This window comes from Streptomyces sp. SID5785, from assembly GCF_009870065.1.
Lineage (GTDB): Bacteria > Actinomycetota > Actinomycetes > Streptomycetales > Streptomycetaceae > Streptomyces.
Genome location: NZ_WWIA01000042.1, coordinates 1 through 17,292, shown reverse-complemented (window position 1 = coordinate 17,292; position 17,292 = coordinate 1). Strand labels below are relative to the sequence as shown.

18 protein-coding genes are annotated in these 17,292 nt (G+C 71.9%); 9 read left to right on the top strand and 9 right to left on the bottom strand.

From position 1 onward, the window contains the following. The 7 genes from rplS to proS form a co-directional block, all read right to left on the bottom strand. Positions 1–246: 50S ribosomal protein L19 (gene rplS / locus GTW43_RS01540; RefSeq protein WP_161299718.1), on the bottom strand; the 246-nt coding region annotated here is incomplete at its 3' end. Between the two features lie 131 nt (positions 247–377). Beyond that, on the bottom strand, positions 378–1,199 hold the full coding sequence (trmD, locus tag GTW43_RS01535; RefSeq protein ID WP_161299717.1) for a tRNA (guanosine(37)-N1)-methyltransferase TrmD: 822 nt from the start codon (positions 1,197–1,199) through the stop codon (positions 378–380). Beyond that, positions 1,196–1,753, bottom strand: coding sequence for a ribosome maturation factor RimM (rimM, locus tag GTW43_RS01530; protein ID WP_161299716.1), 558 nt, complete (start codon positions 1,751–1,753; stop codon positions 1,196–1,198). Before rimM ends, trmD begins: the two co-directional genes overlap by 4 nt. A gap of 80 nt (positions 1,754–1,833) precedes the next feature. After that, complete coding sequence (locus GTW43_RS01525; RefSeq protein ID WP_095579114.1) at positions 1,834–2,073, bottom strand: RNA-binding protein; 240 nt, start codon at positions 2,071–2,073, stop codon at positions 1,834–1,836. 2 nt (positions 2,074–2,075) lie between these two features. Then, a complete protein-coding gene (rpsP, locus tag GTW43_RS01520; RefSeq protein WP_161299715.1) occupies positions 2,076–2,498 on the bottom strand; it encodes a 30S ribosomal protein S16 in 423 nt (140 codons plus the stop codon). A gap of 233 nt (positions 2,499–2,731) precedes the next feature. Then, entirely contained in the window at positions 2,732–3,328 is a 597-nt protein-coding gene (locus GTW43_RS01515; RefSeq protein WP_161299714.1) for a hypothetical protein, read from the bottom strand. A 270-nt stretch (positions 3,329–3,598) separates the two neighbouring features. Further along, complete coding sequence (gene proS, locus GTW43_RS01510; RefSeq protein WP_161299713.1) at positions 3,599–5,014, bottom strand: proline--tRNA ligase; 1,416 nt, start codon at positions 5,012–5,014, stop codon at positions 3,599–3,601. A gap of 199 nt (positions 5,015–5,213) precedes the next feature. Between proS and GTW43_RS01505 the strand changes: the two genes are divergently transcribed. Beyond that, positions 5,214–6,047, top strand: a complete 834-nt coding sequence (locus tag GTW43_RS01505; protein WP_161299712.1) for an SAM-dependent methyltransferase — start codon at positions 5,214–5,216, stop codon at positions 6,045–6,047. Between the two features lie 22 nt (positions 6,048–6,069). Here GTW43_RS01505 and ftsH read toward each other — a convergent pair whose 3' ends face one another. After that, positions 6,070–8,016: an ATP-dependent zinc metalloprotease FtsH gene (ftsH, locus tag GTW43_RS01500; RefSeq protein ID WP_161299711.1), complete on the bottom strand. Its 1,947-nt coding sequence runs from the start codon at positions 8,014–8,016 to the stop codon at positions 6,070–6,072. A gap of 125 nt (positions 8,017–8,141) precedes the next feature. Here ftsH and yhfZ point away from each other — a divergent pair, with 125 nt between their 5' ends. The 8 genes from yhfZ to GTW43_RS01460 all read left to right on the top strand — a co-directional run bounded on the left by yhfZ (position 8,142) and on the right by GTW43_RS01460 (position 16,059). Continuing rightward, positions 8,142–9,086 (top strand): GntR family transcriptional regulator YhfZ, encoded by a 945-nt coding sequence (yhfZ, locus tag GTW43_RS01495; protein ID WP_161299710.1) that lies wholly within the window; start codon positions 8,142–8,144, stop codon positions 9,084–9,086. A 174-nt stretch (positions 9,087–9,260) separates the two neighbouring features. Continuing rightward, the gene (locus GTW43_RS01490; RefSeq protein WP_161299709.1) at positions 9,261–9,635 is read left to right on the top strand and encodes a PRD domain-containing protein; all 375 of its coding nucleotides are present in this window, start codon (positions 9,261–9,263) and stop codon (positions 9,633–9,635) included. Between the two features lie 47 nt (positions 9,636–9,682). Continuing rightward, complete coding sequence (locus tag GTW43_RS01485) at positions 9,683–10,039, top strand: DUF2620 domain-containing protein (protein WP_161299708.1); 357 nt, start codon at positions 9,683–9,685, stop codon at positions 10,037–10,039. 12 nt (positions 10,040–10,051) lie between these two features. Beyond that, the gene (locus tag GTW43_RS01480; protein WP_161299707.1) at positions 10,052–11,401 is read left to right on the top strand and encodes a YhfT family protein; all 1,350 of its coding nucleotides are present in this window, start codon (positions 10,052–10,054) and stop codon (positions 11,399–11,401) included. A gap of 173 nt (positions 11,402–11,574) precedes the next feature. Further along, positions 11,575–12,525 carry a phosphotriesterase gene (locus tag GTW43_RS01475; protein ID WP_161299706.1) on the top strand — a complete coding sequence of 317 codons (951 nt, stop codon included), beginning with the start codon at positions 11,575–11,577 and terminating at the stop codon, positions 12,523–12,525. A gap of 2 nt (positions 12,526–12,527) precedes the next feature. Next, positions 12,528–13,655, top strand: a complete 1,128-nt coding sequence (locus GTW43_RS01470; protein ID WP_161299705.1) for an aminotransferase class V-fold PLP-dependent enzyme — start codon at positions 12,528–12,530, stop codon at positions 13,653–13,655. A gap of 2 nt (positions 13,656–13,657) precedes the next feature. Then, positions 13,658–14,824 (top strand): YhfX family PLP-dependent enzyme, encoded by a 1,167-nt coding sequence (locus GTW43_RS01465; RefSeq protein ID WP_161299704.1) that lies wholly within the window; start codon positions 13,658–13,660, stop codon positions 14,822–14,824. Next, a complete protein-coding gene (locus GTW43_RS01460) occupies positions 14,821–16,059 on the top strand; it encodes a phosphopentomutase (RefSeq protein WP_161299703.1) in 1,239 nt (412 codons plus the stop codon). Before GTW43_RS01465 ends, GTW43_RS01460 begins: the two co-directional genes overlap by 4 nt. 99 nt (positions 16,060–16,158) lie before the next feature. On the opposite strand, the gene GTW43_RS01455 is transcribed toward GTW43_RS01460, so the two are convergent. Then, on the bottom strand, positions 16,159–17,292 hold a 1,134-nt coding region (locus GTW43_RS01455; protein ID WP_161299702.1), incomplete at its 5' end, for a signal recognition particle protein.

Below are 17,292 nucleotides of genomic sequence, written 5' to 3'. Positions count from 1 at the left end.
TTCGACGATCGGGGTGTGCACCGGGAAGGTGCGCTCGACGCCGACGGAGAAGGAGACCTTGCGGACCGTGAAGGTCTCGCGGACACCGGCGCCCTGGCGGCGGATGACAACGCCCTTGAACTGCTGCACACGAGAGCGGTTGCCCTCGATGACGCGGACGTGGACGTTGACGGTGTCACCCGGGCGGAAGGCCGGGATGTCGCTGCGCAGCGACGCGGAGTCGACGGAGTCGAGCAGGTGAGACATGATCGTCTGCTTTCTTCACCGATGCCACAGGTCATCGGCGGGAGGTATGTGATGAGTTTCGGTAGCTGATCGCGTCGGGCCGGCGTCGTTCCCCCTGTGGCAGGGGCGCAGGCTGGACGTACAGCAGCGGCCTATTCTTCCACGACCTCGGGCGTCGGCCCAAATCGCCCGTCGGGACCCGGCCGCCATCCCAGGATGGAGAGCATCTCGCGGTCCTTCTTGTCGAAGGTCTTCGGGTTGGTGCGCTCGACGAGATCCGGCCTGTTGCGGACCGTGCGGCGCAGCGCCTCGTCGCGTCGCCAGCGGGCGATCCTGCCGTGGTGACCGCTGAGCAGCACCTCGGGGATCTCCCGCCCGCGCCAGGCCGGCGGCTTGGTGTAGACGGGCCCCTCGAGGAGGTTGGCCATGGCGCCGGGGGCGAACGAGTCGTCCTCGTGGGAGGCGGCGTTGCCGAGGACGCCGGGCAGCAGCCGGGCGACCGCTTCGGTGACGACCAGGACGGCGGCCTCTCCCCCGGCGAGCACGTAGTCCCCGATGGAGACCTCGTAGACCGGCACACGGGTCGCGTACTCGTCGATGACGCGGCGGTCGATGCCCTCGTAGCGCGCGGGCGTGAAGACCAGCCAGGGGCGCTGTGAGAGCTCCACGGCGAGCTCCTGGGTGAAGGGGCGCCCGCTGGGTGTCGGGACGACCAGGGCGGGCCCCTGCGCCCCGCTCTCGTAGCCGTCGGCGAGCACGTCGTCGAGGCACTCGCCCCAGGGCTCGGTCTTCATGACCATGCCGGGGCCGCCGCCGTAGGGGGTGTCGTCGACCGTGTTGTGCCGGTCGTGGGTCCACTCCCGCAGGTCGTGGACGCGGACGTCGAGGCGGCCACGCGCGCGTGCCTTGCCGACGAGCGAGACGTTCAGCGGTTCGAGGTACTCGGGGAAGATCGTGACGACGTCGAGCCTCATGCGCCCTCTTCCTCCGCGGCGTCCCGGGCCGACGCGATCTCGGCCCGGTCGTCGATGAGGCCGGGCGGCGGGTCGATGACGGCCTTCTGCTCCTCGAGATCGATCTCGACGACGATCTCCTCGACGAACGGGATCATGACCTCGCTGCCGTCGGGGCGCTCGACGATGAAGAGGTCCTGGGAGGGGAGGTGCGAGATCTCGGTGATCCGGCCGACCTCGGTGCCGTCCTGGGTGACGACGTCGAGGTCCATGAGCTGGTGGTCGTAGAACTCGTCCTCGTCCTCCGGCAGCTCCTCCGGGTCGACCTCGGCGATCAGGAGCGTGTTGCGCAGGGCCTCCGCGCCGGTGCGGTCGCGGACGCCGGCGAAGCGAAGCATCAGCCGGCCGCTGTGCACCCGGCCGGACTCGATGGTGAGCGGGCCCGTGGCGGCGGGGTCGGTGGCGAGCACCGCACCGGGGCCGAGCCTCAGCTCGGGCTCGTCGGTGCGCACCTCGACGGTGACCTCACCCTTGATGCCGTGGGCGCGCCCGATGCGCCCGACTACCAGCTGCACGTTGAGCTACTCCTGTCATACGACTACGGGCCGGGGCGGGCCGGTGAGCCCTCCCCGGCCCGAGCCGGTGTTCAACTTCGTCAGCGAACCTGGTCGACGTCGACGAGGTCGACGCGGACACCGCGGCCGCCGATGGCGCCCACGACGGTGCGCAGAGCGCGCGCGGTGCGGCCGTTCCGGCCGATCACCTTGCCGAGGTCGTCGGGGTGGACCCGGACCTCGAGCACGCGCCCACGGCGCAGGTTGCGCGAGGCGACCTGCACTTCGTCGGGGTTGTCGACGATGCCCTTCACGAGGTGCTCAAGAGCCTCCTCGAGCATGCTCAGGCCTCGGTCGACTCGGACGCGGCCTCAGCGGCCTCGTCCTTCTTCTCAGCCTTCTTCTTCTGGGTGATGGCCTCACCCTTGGGCTCGTCGGCCGTGGCCAGCGCCTCGAAGGAGGGGCGGGCGGCCTTCGGCTCGGCGACCTTCAGCGGCGCGGGGGCCGGCAGACCCTTGTGCTTCTGCCAGTCACCGGTGAGCTTCAGGATGGCGAGAACCGGCTCGGTCGGCTGCGCGCCGACACCCAGCCAGTACTGCGCGCGGTCCGAGTCGACCTCGATGCGCGAGGGGTTCTGCACCGGGTGGTACAGACCGATCTCCTCGATGGCCCGGCCGTCACGGCGGGTACGGGAGTCGGCGACGACGATGCGGTAGTGAGGCGAACGGATCTTGCCCAGACGCTTCAGCTTGATCTTGACTGCCACGGGAGTGGTGTCTCCTGGTCTTGACGTGGGTGGGCACGGCGAGATTGCCGCGTGGGGTTGCGGTACCCGAGTGCCCGATGGACGCGTCAGCCGGAGGAGAGAGGGGTCCTGTGCGACTGTCGAGTACAGCTAGCCATTGTGCCATACGCCGACCGGGCGGCCGAACCCCGGCCTGCGCCCCTCCGGGGCCGGGCCGCGCGCCCGCCGGCCGCCCCCACCTGGAACGCCGCGCTTCACCCCGCCACGGCGCCGACGACCTCCGGGATGCGGAACGGCTTGCCGCAGCCCCCGCACATGATGGGCGCCTGCGCGAGCACTGACGGCACGACGCGGACATTGCGCCCGCAGTCGCACACGGCCTTGACGCGGACGCCGCCCCCGGAGGAGCCGTGGCGCGCGGCCGGGCCGCGGAAGCTGCGCTTGGTGTCCGCCGCGGTCGCCGCCGTGTGCGCCTTGAGGGCGCGCTGGAGCCGCTCGATCGTCTGCCGGTAGCGCTGCTTCGCCTCCGGGGTGAGGCCGACCAGGGAGAAGCCGCTGCTGGGGTGCGGCTCCTCCGGGTGGTCGAGGCCCATCTCCTCGGCGATGGCCAGGAATCTGCGGTTGTGGTAGCGGCCGGCGCGGGACGTGTCGCGGATTCCGCGCGCGGCGGCGATGCCGTGGACTGCCTCGTGGAGGAGTCGCTCGAAGGAGAGCTCGTGTCCGCAGGCGGACGACGACTCCCCGATCAGGGATTCGGGCGCGGCAAGATCCGGCAGTTCGGGGTGGTGCCGCTGAATGTCGGCCCACGCCCCTGCCAGCTCTGCGGCGAGAACAGGTGGTGTCGTGCTCACGTCGTGACAACGAGCCGGGGTGCCTCTGTGTTCCTATTCCGGGGCATCCCAAATAATTTGCACGTACCAGTCAGTTGCCGCTGATGCGTCCTGACGAGGGCGGGTGCGCAGATCTGCGGAGAAGGTTCACAGCTCGCACCAAGGTGGTGCGTAGTGACCCGTACGCCCGTGCGCGTAGGCGCCCTACGCGCACTGAGGCATACAGCTTCATGCGGAACGCAAGAGGCGTTTCGGCCTCATCGGCAACCCCGCACGTCCTGGTGTCGTCTCTCAGTAAGCGCGCGCGACGACCGCGACGTTACCCGGTGCCTCGTCGGCGTCCGGCACCGCCCCGTCCGCGGTGAGCAGACACCGTACGGACGCGCCGTGTTCGGCGAGGCGGGCCTCTCCGTCGGGGCCGAGGTCCGCCCACGGGATGCGCGCCCACCCGCCGGCCGCCGTGGCCTCGACGGCCTCCTCGACCGTGCCGACATCGCTGGTGCGGGACACCCGGCGCTCGCGCGACCGGCGCAGGAGCAGCTCCTGGTCCTCCTCGAGGATCCCGGGCAGCAGCGCGGCCAGCGCGTCGACGGCGACGGGTGTCTTGCCGCCGGGGATGCGCCGCACGAGCATCGCCGTGCCGCTCTCCAGGTCGCGCGGGCCGATCTCGATCCGCACGGGGACGCCCTTGAGCTCCCAGTCGACGGCGCGGCGGCCGAAGGGGGTGTCGGTGCGGTCGTCGACCTGCACGCGGATGCCCGCCGCTGTGAGGGCGGCGCCGATCCTGCGCACCTCGGAGAGCACGCCGTCGTCGCCCTTGACGGCGAGCACGACGACCTGGACCGGTGCCAGGCGCGGCGGGACGCGCAGCCCCTGGTCGTCGCCGTGCATCATCACGAGCGCGCCGATCATGCGCGTGGTCGATCCCCAGGACGTCTGCCAGACGAGCTCCTGGCTGCCGTCCTTCGACAGGTACTGCGTCTGGAACGCCTTGGCGAAGTTCTGTCCCAGCTCGTGGCTCGTGCCCATCTGGAGAGCCTTGCCGTCGCCCATCATGCCTTCGAGGGTGAGCGTGTTGATCGCTCCGGCGAAGCGCTCGCGGGCGGTCTTGCGGCCCAGGACGACGTCCATGGCCAGCACCTGCTCCATGAACTCCGCGTAGACGTGGCGGTGGATCCGGGCCGCGAAGTCGCGCGCCTCCTCGTAGGTGGCGTGCGCGGTGTGGCCCTCCTGCCACAGGAACTCCGTCGTGCGCAGGAAGAGGCGGGGCCGCAGCTCCCAGCGCACCACGTTCGCCCACTGGTTGATCAGCAGCGGGAGGTCGCGGTAGCTCTGCACCCACTTGGCGAAGTACTCGTTGACGATCATCTCGGAGGTGGGGCGGACGACGGCGGGCTCCTCGAGTTCCTTGCCACCGCCGTGCGTGACCACGGCCAGCTCGGGTGCGAAGCCCTCGACGTGATCGGCTTCCCTGGCGAGGTAGGACTGCGGGACCAGGAGCGGGAAGTACGCGTTCTGCGTGCCCGTCTCCTTGATGCGCGCGTCCATGTCCTGCTGCATCCGCTCCCACAGCCCGTAGCCGTACGGTCGGATGACCATCGTGCCGCGCACCGGTCCGTTGTCGGCCAGCTCGGCCTTGGTGATCAGGTCCTGGTACCAGCGCGGAAAGTCGTCCGCCCGGGGCGTGAGAACAGGTGCTTTGGCCATGCCGCGCATGCTACGGCCGGACCTGTGCGCTCTCCCACGGGTTTTCCCCCGGATGCCGGTACGCCCCTAGACGCGCGGGTCCTGGCGGAGTTCTCTGGCTTACGGGGAATCCGGGCGCGGTGCGCCCGCGGCCGGCTCGCCTCGTCGGCGACGCACAGTGACAACACACGGTGACTCTCTGCGGATTGGGGCACTTTCGATGACACCTACGCTCGTGCGGCGGCACCGTCCCCACCGGGCGCACGCGCCGCACGTGGATCTGCACGCACGCGCGCGTGACTGGGCGGAGATCCAGGAGCGGATGCTGGCGCCGCTCTACGAGGCGGTGTTCGCGCGTCTGGAGGTCGGCCGGGGCACGCGGTTCCTCGGGCTCGACTGCGGCGCGGGCCTCGCGCTCGTGCTGGCCGCGGCCCGGGGGGCGAGCGTGGCCGGGGTGGAGCGTGCCTTCCCGGAGCGGCTCGCCCTGGCCGGGGAGCGGCTCGAACGCGGGGGCGCCGCGGCACGCCGCGCGCAGGCGCCAGGCGGCACGACCGGGGGCGGCGCGGGTCCGTACGGCCTGATCGCCGCCTGCCGTCCGATCGGCTGCACCGACGGCGACGCGGAGGATCTGACGGCGCTGCTCGCGGACACTGTCCCGCAGGCGGAGCGGGGCGCCCTGGTCGTGCTCACCGGCTGGGGCCCGCCGGACCGCTGCACGACGTCGCGCGTCCTGGAGGCGGCTGCCGGACTCGCCGACCCCCTGCGCGGGGCGGGCGGTTGGCGTGCTGCGCGGCGGGACGACCTGGAGGAGGTCGCCCAGCGCGCGGGCCTGCGTCCGGAGGGGTCGGGCCGGGTGGCGTGCCCGTTCGGTTATGCGGACACGGGCAGCGCGGTGCGCGGGCTGCTGTCCACGGGCCTGTTCGACGCGGCGGCCGCGGCGACCGACCCGGGGCAGGTCACCAAGGAGGTCACGGAGGCACTGCAGCCGTACGTGCGTGCCGACGGGACGGTGTGGATGCCCAACATCTTCCGCTACCTGGTCGCCCGTACGTGAGCGGCGAGGACGGCGGGCGCGGTCAGTCGGCGTCCTTGGTGAGGCGGGTGACGCCGGCGATGCGGTAGGCGTCGGCCTCTTCCAGGGTCTCGTTCTCGAGGAGGGCCGCGGCGAGGGCGTCGAGCCTGTCGCGGTTCTCGCGCAGCTTGCGGCAGGCCTCGTCGTAGCACTCGTCGACGATGCGGCGCATCTCGCCGTCGATGACGTCGAGGGTGTCGGGCGCGGCCGCCAGTCCGTACGCCTGCTGGGCGTCGTTGGGAAGGGCGGACAGGCGGCCGACCTTCTCGCTCATGCCCCAGCGGGCGACCATGCCACGGGCGATGTTGGTGACCTGTTCGAGGTCGTTCTCGGCGCCGGTGGTGATGACGCCGTAGACGACCTGTTCGGCGGCCATGCCGCCCAGGGCGCCGATGATGCGGCCGCGCAGGTACTCCTCCGTGTACGCGTACTTGTCGGAGTCGGGCGTGGACAGGGTGACGCCGAGGGCGCGGCCGCGCGGCACGATGGTGATCTTGCGGACGGGGTCGGCGCCGGGTTGCAGCATGCCGAGGAGGGCGTGGCCACTCTCGTGGTAGGCCGTGCGGCGGCGTTCCTCGTCGGGCATCACGAGGGGCCGCTCCGCGCCGAGCTGGACCTTCTCGAGGGCCTCGGAGAGGTCGCTCTGGGTCACCCGGGGCTGCTTGCGTTTGACGGCGAGGAGGGCCGCCTCGTTGGCCAGGTTGGCGAGTTCGGCGCCGGTCATGCCGGGGGTGGTCCGCGCGACCTGGGCGAGGTTGACGTTCTCGGCCATCGGGATCTCGCGGGTGTGGATCCGGAGAATGGCCTCGCGGCCGTCGCGGTCCGGCGGCGACACGTTGACGACGCGGTCGAAGCGGCCGGGGCGGGTCAGGGCCGGGTCGAGGACGTCGGCGCGGTTGGTCGCGGCGATGACGATGACGCCCTCGGAGCCGGTGAATCCGTCCATCTCGGTGAGGATCTGGTTCAGCGTCTGCTCGCGCTCGTCGTGGCCGCCCATGCCGCTGCCGCCTCCACGCGCGCGGCCGATGGTGTCGATCTCGTCGATGAAGATGATCGAGGGGGCGACCTTGCGGGCCTCTGCGAAGAGTTCCCGCACGCGCGAGGCGCCGACGCCGACGATCATCTCGATGAACTCGGAGGCGGACGCGGAGAAGAACGGGACGCCGGCCTCGCCCGCGACGGCCCGCGCGAGCAGCGTCTTGCCGGTGCCGGGCGGGCCCGCGAGGAGCACGCCGCGCGGCATCTTGGCGCCCATCTTCCGGTAGGCGTCGGGGTTCTTGAGGAAGTCGACGACGTCGTTGAGCTCACCCTCGACCTCGTCGATCCCGGCGACGTCGGCGAAGGTGGTGCGCTTCTTGCCGGGCTCCAGCTCGACCGGCTTGGGCGGCTGCTTGCGGCCCAGCATGCCGCCCGCACCGCCCATGCCCTGGCTCATGCGGCGCGCGATGAAGATCCACAGCACGACGAGGAGCAGCATCGGGGCGAGCGAGATGAGCAGGTTGGACAGGAAGCTGCGCTCCTGGACGACCGGTTCGGCCGTCACGGTGACGTCGTGCTTCTCCAGGTTCTCCCAGAGCTTGTCGTCGGCGAAGGAGGGGCGCTGTGTCGTGAATTTGGTGTACTTCTTGCTGCTCTTGTCGCTGCCGTCCGGGGTCGGCTGCTCCTTCTTGAGCTGTCCCTGGATGGCGTCGCCCTTGGCGTAGATCTTGCTGACGTTGTCGTCGGCGACCTGTTTGCTGAACTCGGTGTACGAGATGGTCGGCTCGTCGCCCTCGTTGAAGAAGGACAGCACCAGGTTGGCGATGAGGTAGACGATCAGGGCCGTCAGGATGAGGCTGCCCCAGCCGCCGGGCATCCGGCGCTTGGGCGACTGCGGCGGGGTCGGCGGCGGTGCGCCCTCGGAGCGCCAGGGCTGGTCCGTGCGGTCACGCGGGGGTACGGGGTTCGCCACGCCTGCCTCTCCTCCTGTGCGGCCCGCCGCCCCGGGGCGCCGGCCGGGCGCCTTGGCCTTGGGCCCATGACCGCACAGATCCCGGACCCTTGCCAGTATCCAGAATCCTGGTTACTGTCTGAATCGTGAACGGTTTCGACGATCGCTTCCTCACGCGCAACGGCCTGGCGGCCCGCCGGCTCGCGGTGCTCCTCATGGGGCACGAGCCCGACACCCGCCTGCCGCGCGTGAAGGACTTCGCCCACGAGCTGGGCTGCGGGAACGGAACCGTGCAGGCGGCCCTGCGGCTCCTCGAGGAGTCGGGCGCCATCGAGACCGCCGCCCGGGGGCACCTCGGGACCTTCCTGGTGCGCTCGGACCGCTCCATACTCTGGCGGCTGTCGGGCCTCGGCACCCTGCTCGCCGCCATGCCCCTGCCGTACTCGCGACGCTACGAAGGCCTGGCGACGGGACTGCGCGCGGCCTTCGAAGGTGCGGGCACGCCGTTCGCGATCACCTTCATGCGGGGCGCCGGCGCGCGGACCGCGGCGCTCCTGGAGGGCAAGGTCGACCTGGTCGTGCTGTCCCGGCTCGCGGCCGACGGCCTCGTCGAGCAGCACCCGGACCGGCTGGCGCTCGTCGCCGACCTGGGACCGGCCACCTATGTGGGCGCACACGGCTTCCTCGTGCGCGAGGGCGTCACCCTGGACACGCCCGGGCTGCGCGTCGCCGTGGACCACGCCTCCGAGGACCAGCGGATGCTCGCGGAGCGCGCCTTCTCCGGGCGCGACGACATCCGCTGGATCGAGTCGTCGTACATGCAGCTGCGCGACCTGTTCGCACAGGACGAGGTCGACGCCACCGTGTGGAACCTCGACGAGGTGCAGGGCCGGCTCGGCATGGAGGTGGACGTACTGCCCCTGGGCGACGAGGTCACCCGCGACCTGGCGCTGCGCAATTCGAGCGCGGCGGTCATCGGCCGCACGGAGGGCGCGAAGGCGCTGTCCGCGGTGCGCGACTCGCTGGACCTCGCACAGGTCGCGCAATTGCAGACCGAGGTACTGCGAGGCGATCGCATCCCTTCCTACTGACGTACCGAGCAACCTCACCGGTCGGGCCGACCGTGCCCACCGCCCCGAACCGACCCGACCCGGCCCCGCTGTACGGCCCGCACCGGCCGCCCGTCACGGGGCCCGAAATCCACCGGCCCCGGCCCGGGCTCAAAATCCAGAATCCCGGTTACTGTCTCATTTGGGAGGAACGCCATGGACGACCGTCTGGCCCTGCGGATCCAGCTCTTCCGGGAGGGCGGCCAGGTGAGGCCCGAGGTCGCCGACTTCGTGGCCGCCGAGCTCGCCGCCCTGGAGGACGAGGGCCGCGCCGTCACCGAGGACAGCGCCGGGATGCTCACGAGCCATCTGATGCTGGCGCTCACCCGCCTCCTGGACGGCGCACCGATCGGCGCGTTCCTCACGGACGAGCAGGTCGCCGCCGAGCTGGCAGGCCACCCCGAGGCCGTGGAGCGGGCCCGGCGCGTGTCCGCCCGGGCCCGCGCCGAGCTGGGCGCGTCCCTCCCGGAGTCCGAGGTCAACTTCCTCGCCCTGCACCTCGCCGTACTGGCGCAGCAGCCCACCAGCTGAACCCCGCGGACCACCCCGCGCGGGTCACCGAACGAAGGGAACGAGCCATGACGAAGATCCTCACCGGCGGTGTCGGCAAGGTCGAAGTCGCCGACACGGTCAAGGAGCTGGGCCTCGACGGCGTCGAGGTCACCGTCTCCAGCGACATGGACGCGGCGATGAAGCTGCGCGCCGGTCAGGCGGACTACTTCCTGGGCACGTGTCACACCGGCGCCGGGGCCTCGCTGGGCGTCCTGGTCGGCCTGATGGGGCAGCCCGCGTGCCACACCTTCGGGCGCGGCGTGCCGACGCCCGAGGAGGTCGACTCCCTGCTGGCCGACGGCAAGAAGGTGTTCGGCTTCTCGATGGACCAGATCGACCGGATCGCGCCGCTCCTGGCCCGCGCGATCGCCGCCCGCGACTAGCCGGAGCACGCCATGGACACCTCCTCGGGCACCGTCCTCGCCGCCGGCGCGAACCTCGACTTCACGCTGGCCCAGCAGCTCACCGTGATCGCCCTGTGCGCGCTGACCGCGTTCGTCTCGCACATGGCCCTGGCCGTCTTCAACGACGGCGTGCGCCCCTTCATGCTGGACTTCATCCAGGGGCGCACCACCCGCAGCGCCACCACGGCCGTCTCCTTCGGCCTGTCGGCCGGGTTCATCTTCGGCCTGGGCGCACCGATGGCCCTGTCGTCCGGGGTGCTCAATCCGTGGCTGCTCTTCCTGCCCACCGACATCCTGGGCATCCTCTCGCCCAAGAAGTGGCTCGCCCCGCTCCTGGGCGCGGCCTGGGGCGCGGTCGTCGTCTTCGGCCTGAACGGCGCCAACAACCTGGCGCACGACCTGCCGGTCGACTTCCTGACGGCCATGCAGCAGATGTCGACGCCGATCCTCTTCCTGTTCACGCTCTTTCCGGTGCTGGCCATCACCAAGCAGTTCGGCCGCAAGTGGGGCGCGATCGCGGGCGTGGCCGAACTGGCCCTGGTCGTCATGACGATGAAGCTGTGGCCGAAGGTCTTCGCCGGCGCCATCGCGATGGCGGTCGGTGTCCTGATGCTGATCGCCCTGGCCGTCGCCAAGGACCTCAAAGCGCGCAAGGCGGAGCGGGCGAGCGGCGCCGTCGAGGAGGTCCCGCCGGGGGACGACCCGATGGCGTCCCTGTTCAGTGCGAGCGCGGCGCGGCTGCGCCGGTACCTTCCACTGTTCATGGTGCTCGGCGCCGGTGTGTGCGTGCTGGCCCAGATGCACATATTCGGCGGTGGCGAGGCCACGAGCTTCCTGATCGCCAAGGGGCAGTACAGCGAGGCGGCCCAGGTCGACTTCTACCGCGTGTTCGGCTTCATCCCGCTGATCGCCACGACGGCGCTGGCCTCGGGGGCGTACGGCATCGCCGGTTTCACGCTCGTCTACCCCATCGGGTACCTGCTGCCGAACCCGTTCCTGGCGGCGATCTGCGGCGCCCTGGTCTTCGCGGCCGAGGTGCTGGCCCTGTCGTACATCGGCCGGTTCCTCGGCAAGCTGCCGAGCGTGCGCGACTCGTCCGAGCACCTGCGCAGCGCGATCACCGACACGCTGCAACTGGCCATCCTGTTCGGCTCGCTGATGGCGGCGAACGCGATGGGCGCCGGGCTCGGCATCCTCATCGTGGGCGGCCTCTACCTGCTCAACGAGGCGATGGGGCGGCCGGTCGTCCGCATGGCGGCGGCGCCCGCCGCGGTGATCATCGGCGGCATCGTCCTCAACATCCTCTACTGGCTCGACCTGTTCACGCCGATCAAGGCGTGAGGGAGCCGCCGCACCCGCCCACAGGAATCACGGACTGTGAAACTCACCCCAAGTTTCGTCACTCTGTGTGGAACTCGGGCGGGGTGCGGTCCGTTCGAGGGAGTGAGCGGCAACCGACCGGGCCGCTCACGACAGGCCGGCCACCGAGCCGGTGCCCGGAAAGGACACCCCCCATGCACAGCACCAGCACCCTGCGGACCGTCACGGGCCCCCTCTCCCCCGAGGCCGTCCACGGCCCCGCCCTCGCCCACGAGCACCTGGTCCTCGACCTGGACCGCACGGGTGACGGCTCCGCCGTCCTCGACGCCGGGCGGCACACCCCCCAGGTCTGTTCCGAACTGTCGGCGCTGAGCGAGGAGTTCGGCCTCTCCCTCGTCATGGAGCTGACCTGCCGGGGCATGGGGCGAGATCCGAGCACACTCGCGGAGATCTCCCGGCGCACCGGTGTCGCGGTCGTCGCCGCCACCGGCTGGTACTACGAGCCCTTCCATCCGCGCGAGGTGACGGACCTCGGGGTCGACGAGCTCGGCGAGATCCTGGTGCGCGAGATCGAGGACGGCTTCGGCGGGAGCGGCATCCGCCCCGGGGTCCTGGGCGAGGTCGGCAGCCACGGCGACGTGCCGAGCGAGCCGGAGACCCGTGCGCTGCGGGCCGCCGCGCGCGCCGCCGTCGCGACGGGGCTCTCGGTCGTGACGCACGCCCAGCTCGGCCGCGGCGGCCCCGCCCAGCTGAAGCTGCTCACCGGGGAAGGGCTGCCCGCCCACCGCGTCTGCCTCGGCCACCAGGACCTGCTCGACGACCCCGGCGTGCACCGCGAGCTGGCGCAGAGCGGGGCGTACGTCGCCTTCGACACGATCGGCAAGGAGAGCTACCAGAGCGACGCCACGCGGCTGCGGCTGCTGCTCGCCCTGATCGAGGCGGGTCACGCGGACCGGGCCCTGCTCAGCTGCGACATCTCCCGCCACGCCTACCTGACGTCCGAGGGCGGCCAGGGATACGGGCACCTGTTCCGGACGTTCCTGCCGCAGCTGCGGGCCGCGGGCGCGGACGAGGACCTCGTCGACCTGCTGACCCGGCGCAATCCCCTGCGCTTCCTGACCGGCGCGAGCGTGGAGGAGATCTGACCATGAGCGAGGCGACCGCCGGGCGGGCCCCCGCCCTGCCCACGACCCGTCCGCTGGCCACCGTGCCCGTCGAGGAGGCCGCGGCCCGCCAGTTCCGGCTGCTCGAGTGCACCGCCGCGCACTTCGAGGGCACCGAGCTGTTCGCCGCGGACGCGGGCGTGGTGCCCGGGCTCGGCCGGCCGCGGACGACCGCGCGCGTGGAGGCCGTGCTCGCGGACTACTTCGGCGCCGAGGACGCGGCACTCGTCCAGGGGGCGGGCACCGGAGCCATCCGCGCCGCTCTGGCCGGGGCGGTGGGCCCGGGCGACCCGCTGCTCATCCACCGCGCTCCGGTGTACCGCACCACGCAGGTCACGCTGCGCGGCCTGGGCGTGCACACCCACGAAGTCGATCTGAACGATCCGGACGCGCTGCGCGCCGCTCTCGGATCCGGCCGCTTCCGATGGGCCTACGTGCAGCACACCCGGCAGCGCCTCGGCGACTCCTACGACCCGGGCGAAGTGCTCGCCGCGTGCCGCGCCGCCGGCGTCCGCACGATCGTCGACGACAACTACGCGGTGATGCGTGTCCCGAGGGCGGGTGTCGAGCTGGGCGCGGACGCCTCCTGCTTCTCGCTCTTCAAGCTCCACGGCCCGGAGGGCGTCGGCGCCGTGGTCGGCTCCCGCGACCTCGTCGGCCACGTCCGCGCGGACAACTACTCGGGCGGCGGCCAGGTCCAGGGCCACCAGGCGCTCGACGCGCTGCGGGCCCTCACCCACGTCCCGGTGATGTGGGCCCTGCAGTCCCAGGTCGGTGCCGAGGTGGCCGAGCGGCTCCGCGCCGGTGAGGTGCCGGGCGTCGCGGAGGTCCGCATCGCCAACGCCCAGGACCGCTGCCTGCTCGTGCGGCTCGACCGGCCCGTGGCGCGCGACCTGCCCGCGGTCGCGTCCCGGTTCGGGGCCGCGCCCTATCCGGTCGGGTCCAATTCGCGGTACGAGATCGCGCCGCTCTTCTACCGCATGTCCAGCTCGTCCCTGGACGACGCCCCGGACCTCGCCGACTGGACCGTGCGGATCAATCCGATGCGCGCGGGCGCCGACCTCGTCCTCGACATCCTGCGCCGCTCGCTCCGTGAACTCAGCAAGGACTGACCGTGTTCCTCGACAGCCTGCTCACCCGCAATCCCGAGCTCGTCGACGCCGCGGCCGGCCTGCACCGCAGCGGAGCGATCCCCCCGGACACCTATGTGATGGACCTCGACGCCGTCGAGGCCAACGCGTCACTGCTCGCCGCCGAGGCCGGCCGGCTCGGCCTCACCCTGTGGTTCGTCGTCAAACAGCTGGGCCGCAACCCCGAGTTGATCAGGGCCGTCGCCCGGCACATCCCGCGGTACGCCGCCATCGACGCCCCCGAGGCGCGGACCCTGCACGCCGCGGGCGCCCGGGCGGGCAACCTGGGACACCTGGTGCAGATTCCACGCCGTGCGCTGCCCGAGATGCTCGCCTGGCAGCCGGAGACGGTGACCGTCTTCGACCTGGCGAACGCACGCGCGGTCTCCGAGGCCGCGACCGGGCTCGGGCGCGTCCAGGACGTCCTGGTCCGGCTGGAAGGGGCGGACGGCTTCGTCTACCCGGGACAGGAGGGCGGCGTCCCGCTCGCCGCACTGGACGACTTCGCCGCCGAGCTGGAGCGGCTGCCGGGCGTACGGATCGCCGGTGTCACCGCGTTCCCGTGCGTGCTCTGCGACCCGGTCACGGGAGCTCCGGCGCCCACGCCCTCCTTCGAGGTGGCCCTCAAGGCGCGGCAGGTCCTCGCGGCCCGCGGGCACACGGACCTCAAGCTCAGCGCCCCGAGCGCCACGTCCATGGCGTCCCTCCCGCTGCTCGCCGAGCTCGGCGCGACGCACGGCGAGCCCGGCCACTGTCTGACCGGCACCACACCGCTGCACGCCCGGGACACGACCCAGCCGGAGAAGCCGGCCTACGTGTACGTCACGGAGGTCGCGCACACGCTCGCCGACGGGCGCCCGGCGGTCTTCGGGGGCGGCTTCTACGCCCGCTCCCACATCACCTCGGCCCTGCTGCCCCGCACCGGACTGCGGCTCGGGGTCCGGCACGCACCGCCGGAGAACATCGACTACTACCGCCTGCTCGACGCACCGCCCCGGGGCGGCGACGTGCGGCTCGGCGACACCGCGCTGTTCGCGTTCCGCACCCAGATCTTCGTCACCCGCTCGACCGTCGCCGTGGTCGCCGGACTCTCCGACGGAGCCCCGCGGCTGCTCGGCCTGTACGACGCACAAGGAAGGGCCCTCTCATGAGCAGGACCGTGATCGTGGTGGTGGACGGCTTCGGCATCGGAGCGATGCCCGACGCCGGGGCGCTGCGCCCCGGCGACCGCACGGCGGACACCTGCGGACACGTCCTGGACCACGCCCGCGCCGTGCGGCACCGCCCGCTGCGGCTGCCGGCGCTCGGCGCGCTCGGCCTCGGCCTGGTGCACCCCCATCCTGACCTGCCCCGTCGGCCGCTCCTGCCGGTCGCGGTGGGCCGCGCGGCGCTGGGCTATCCCGGGGCGGACACCTTCGCCGGCCATCAGACGATGATGGGCGCCGACTTCAGCCGGGTGACGGTCGCCCGGCTCGCCGAACACCTGCCCGCCGTGCGCACGGCCCTGACCGCGGCCGGCCACCGGGTCGAGACCCTCGACGGTCGGCCGCTCCTGGTCGTCGACGGCGCGGTCCTGGTCCACGACAACCTGGAGGCGGACCCGGGGATCAACTGGAACGCGTCGGGAAGACTCGACGTCACCGGCTTTGACACCGTCCTCGCCGTCGCCCGCACCGTGCGCGGCGTCGCCCCCGTGGCGCGGGTCATCGCGGTCGGCGGACACGCCGACGGCCCGCTGAGCGACTTCGTCCGTGCGGGGGACGGCGGCACGGTCGGCCTGGACACCCCGGCCTCGGGCTTCTACCGCAACGGCGGACTCCAGGTGCAGCACCTGGGGGCCGAGCTGGACCACACCCGGCAGCTGCCCGAGCTGGCGGCGCGGGCCGGCATCCCCGTCACGCTGATCGGCAAGGCGGCCGACATCCTGGCGTGTGCGCAGGCGGTGCGGCGGCCGGCTGTCGACACCGCCGAGGTGCTCGCCCACACGCTGGAGGCGGCCCGGGCCGCGGGCGACGACGCGCTGCTCGTGGTGAACGTGCAGGAGACGGACCTGGCCGGGCACCAGCAGGACGCCGACGGTTACGGGCGGATCCTGGAGCAGGTCGACGCGGGCCTCGCGGCGCTGTTCCCCCTCCTCGAGCGACCGGGCGACCGGCTGATCGTCACGGGCGACCACGGGAACGACCCGACGATCGGGCACGCCTTTCACACGCGGGAGTACGTGCCGGTGCTCATCCACCGCCCCGGGGAGCTCGGCGTGGAGCGGCTGCCCGACGCGGCGAGCCTCGCCGACGTGGGGGCGACGGCCGCGGCGGCGCTGGGGCTCGACCCGTCCCGCCTGGGCAACGGCGCGGTGATGCGGGAGGGTGCGGTGCCGGGGAGGTAGAGGGGCGGGGCCGGCGGCAGGGAGAGCGGACGGTGGGCAGGGACGGCAGAGGGGCGCCCACCGCGGCGGGCGCCCCTCGACTCGTTCTCGTACGGCTGGTCAGCCCATGAACTTCTTGAACTCGTCGGGGAGTTCGAAGTCCTTGCCGGGCTGCTGGCCGGCGCCGGGCAGGCCCAGGGCGCCGCCCGACTCGGCCGCGGCGGCGCGGCGGGCCGCCTCGTCCTGCTCCTGCTGCTTGCGCTTCATCGGGTTGCCCGAGCGCTGCTTGCCCTTGGCCTTCTTCGGCTGCTTCTTCTGCCGGCCGGGCCCGCCACCCATGCCCGGCATCCCGGGCATCCCCGGCATGCCGCCGCCCTGGGCCATGCGGGACATCATCTTGCGGGCCTCGACGAAGCGCTCGATCAGGTTCTTGACCGCGCTGACCTCGACACCGGCGCCCTTGGCGATACGGGCGCGGCGCGAGCCGTTGATGAGCGCGGCGTCCGCGCGCTCGGCCGGGGTCATCGACTTGATGATGGCGGCGGTGCGGTCGACGTCGCGCTCGTCGAGGTTGTTGATCTGGTCCTTGATCTGGCCCATGCCGGGGAGCATCCCGAGCAGCTTCGAGATCGAGCCCATCTTCCTGACCTGCTCCATCTGAGCCAGGAAGTCGTCGAGGGTGAAGTCCTGGCCCTTCTTGGAGGCCAGCTTCTCGGCCATCTTCTCGGCCTCTTGCTGCGAGAAGGTCTGCTCGGCCTTCTCGATCAGCGTGAGCATGTCGCCCATGCCGAGGATGCGGGACGCCATGCGGTCCGGGTGGAACGCGTCGAAGTCGTCCAGCTTCTCGCCGTTGGAGGCGAACATGATCTGCTTGCCGGTGACGTGCGCGATGGAGAGCGCGGCACCACCACGGGCGTCGCCGTCCAGCTTGGAAAGCACGACGCCGTCGAAGCCGACGCCGTCGCGGAAGGCCTCCGCGGTGTTGACCGCGTCCTGGCCGATCATGGCGTCGACGACGAAGAGGACCTCGTCGGGGCTGACGGCGTCGCGGATGTCCGCGGCCTGCTGCATCAGCTCCTGGTCGATGCCGAGGCGGCCCGCGGTGTCGACGACGACGACGTCGTAGACCTTGGACTTGGCGTACTCGATGGAGTCCTTGGCGACCTGGACCGGGTCGCCCACCCCGTTGCCCGGCTGGGGGGCGTAGATGCCGACACCGGCGCGCTCGGCGACGACGCTCAGCTGGTTCACCGA

Coding starts and splice junctions, on each gene's coding strand:
- GTW43_RS01470 (WP_161299705.1), top strand. CDS start 12,528: ATGAGCGAGGCGACCGCCGGGCGGGCCCCCGCCCTGCCCACGACCCGT.
- GTW43_RS01475 (WP_161299706.1), top strand. CDS start 11,575: ATGCACAGCACCAGCACCCTGCGGACCGTCACGGGCCCCCTCTCCCCC.
- GTW43_RS01505 (WP_161299712.1), top strand. CDS start 5,214: ATGACACCTACGCTCGTGCGGCGGCACCGTCCCCACCGGGCGCACGCG.
- GTW43_RS01460 (WP_161299703.1), top strand. CDS start 14,821: ATGAGCAGGACCGTGATCGTGGTGGTGGACGGCTTCGGCATCGGAGCG.
- GTW43_RS01525 (WP_095579114.1), bottom strand. CDS start 2,073: ATGCTCGAGGAGGCTCTTGAGCACCTCGTGAAGGGCATCGTCGACAAC.
- trmD (WP_161299717.1), bottom strand. CDS start 1,199: ATGAGGCTCGACGTCGTCACGATCTTCCCCGAGTACCTCGAACCGCTG.
- proS (WP_161299713.1), bottom strand. CDS start 5,014: ATGGCCAAAGCACCTGTTCTCACGCCCCGGGCGGACGACTTTCCGCGC.
- GTW43_RS01485 (WP_161299708.1), top strand. CDS start 9,683: ATGACGAAGATCCTCACCGGCGGTGTCGGCAAGGTCGAAGTCGCCGAC.
- GTW43_RS01480 (WP_161299707.1), top strand. CDS start 10,052: ATGGACACCTCCTCGGGCACCGTCCTCGCCGCCGGCGCGAACCTCGAC.
- GTW43_RS01490 (WP_161299709.1), top strand. CDS start 9,261: ATGGACGACCGTCTGGCCCTGCGGATCCAGCTCTTCCGGGAGGGCGGC.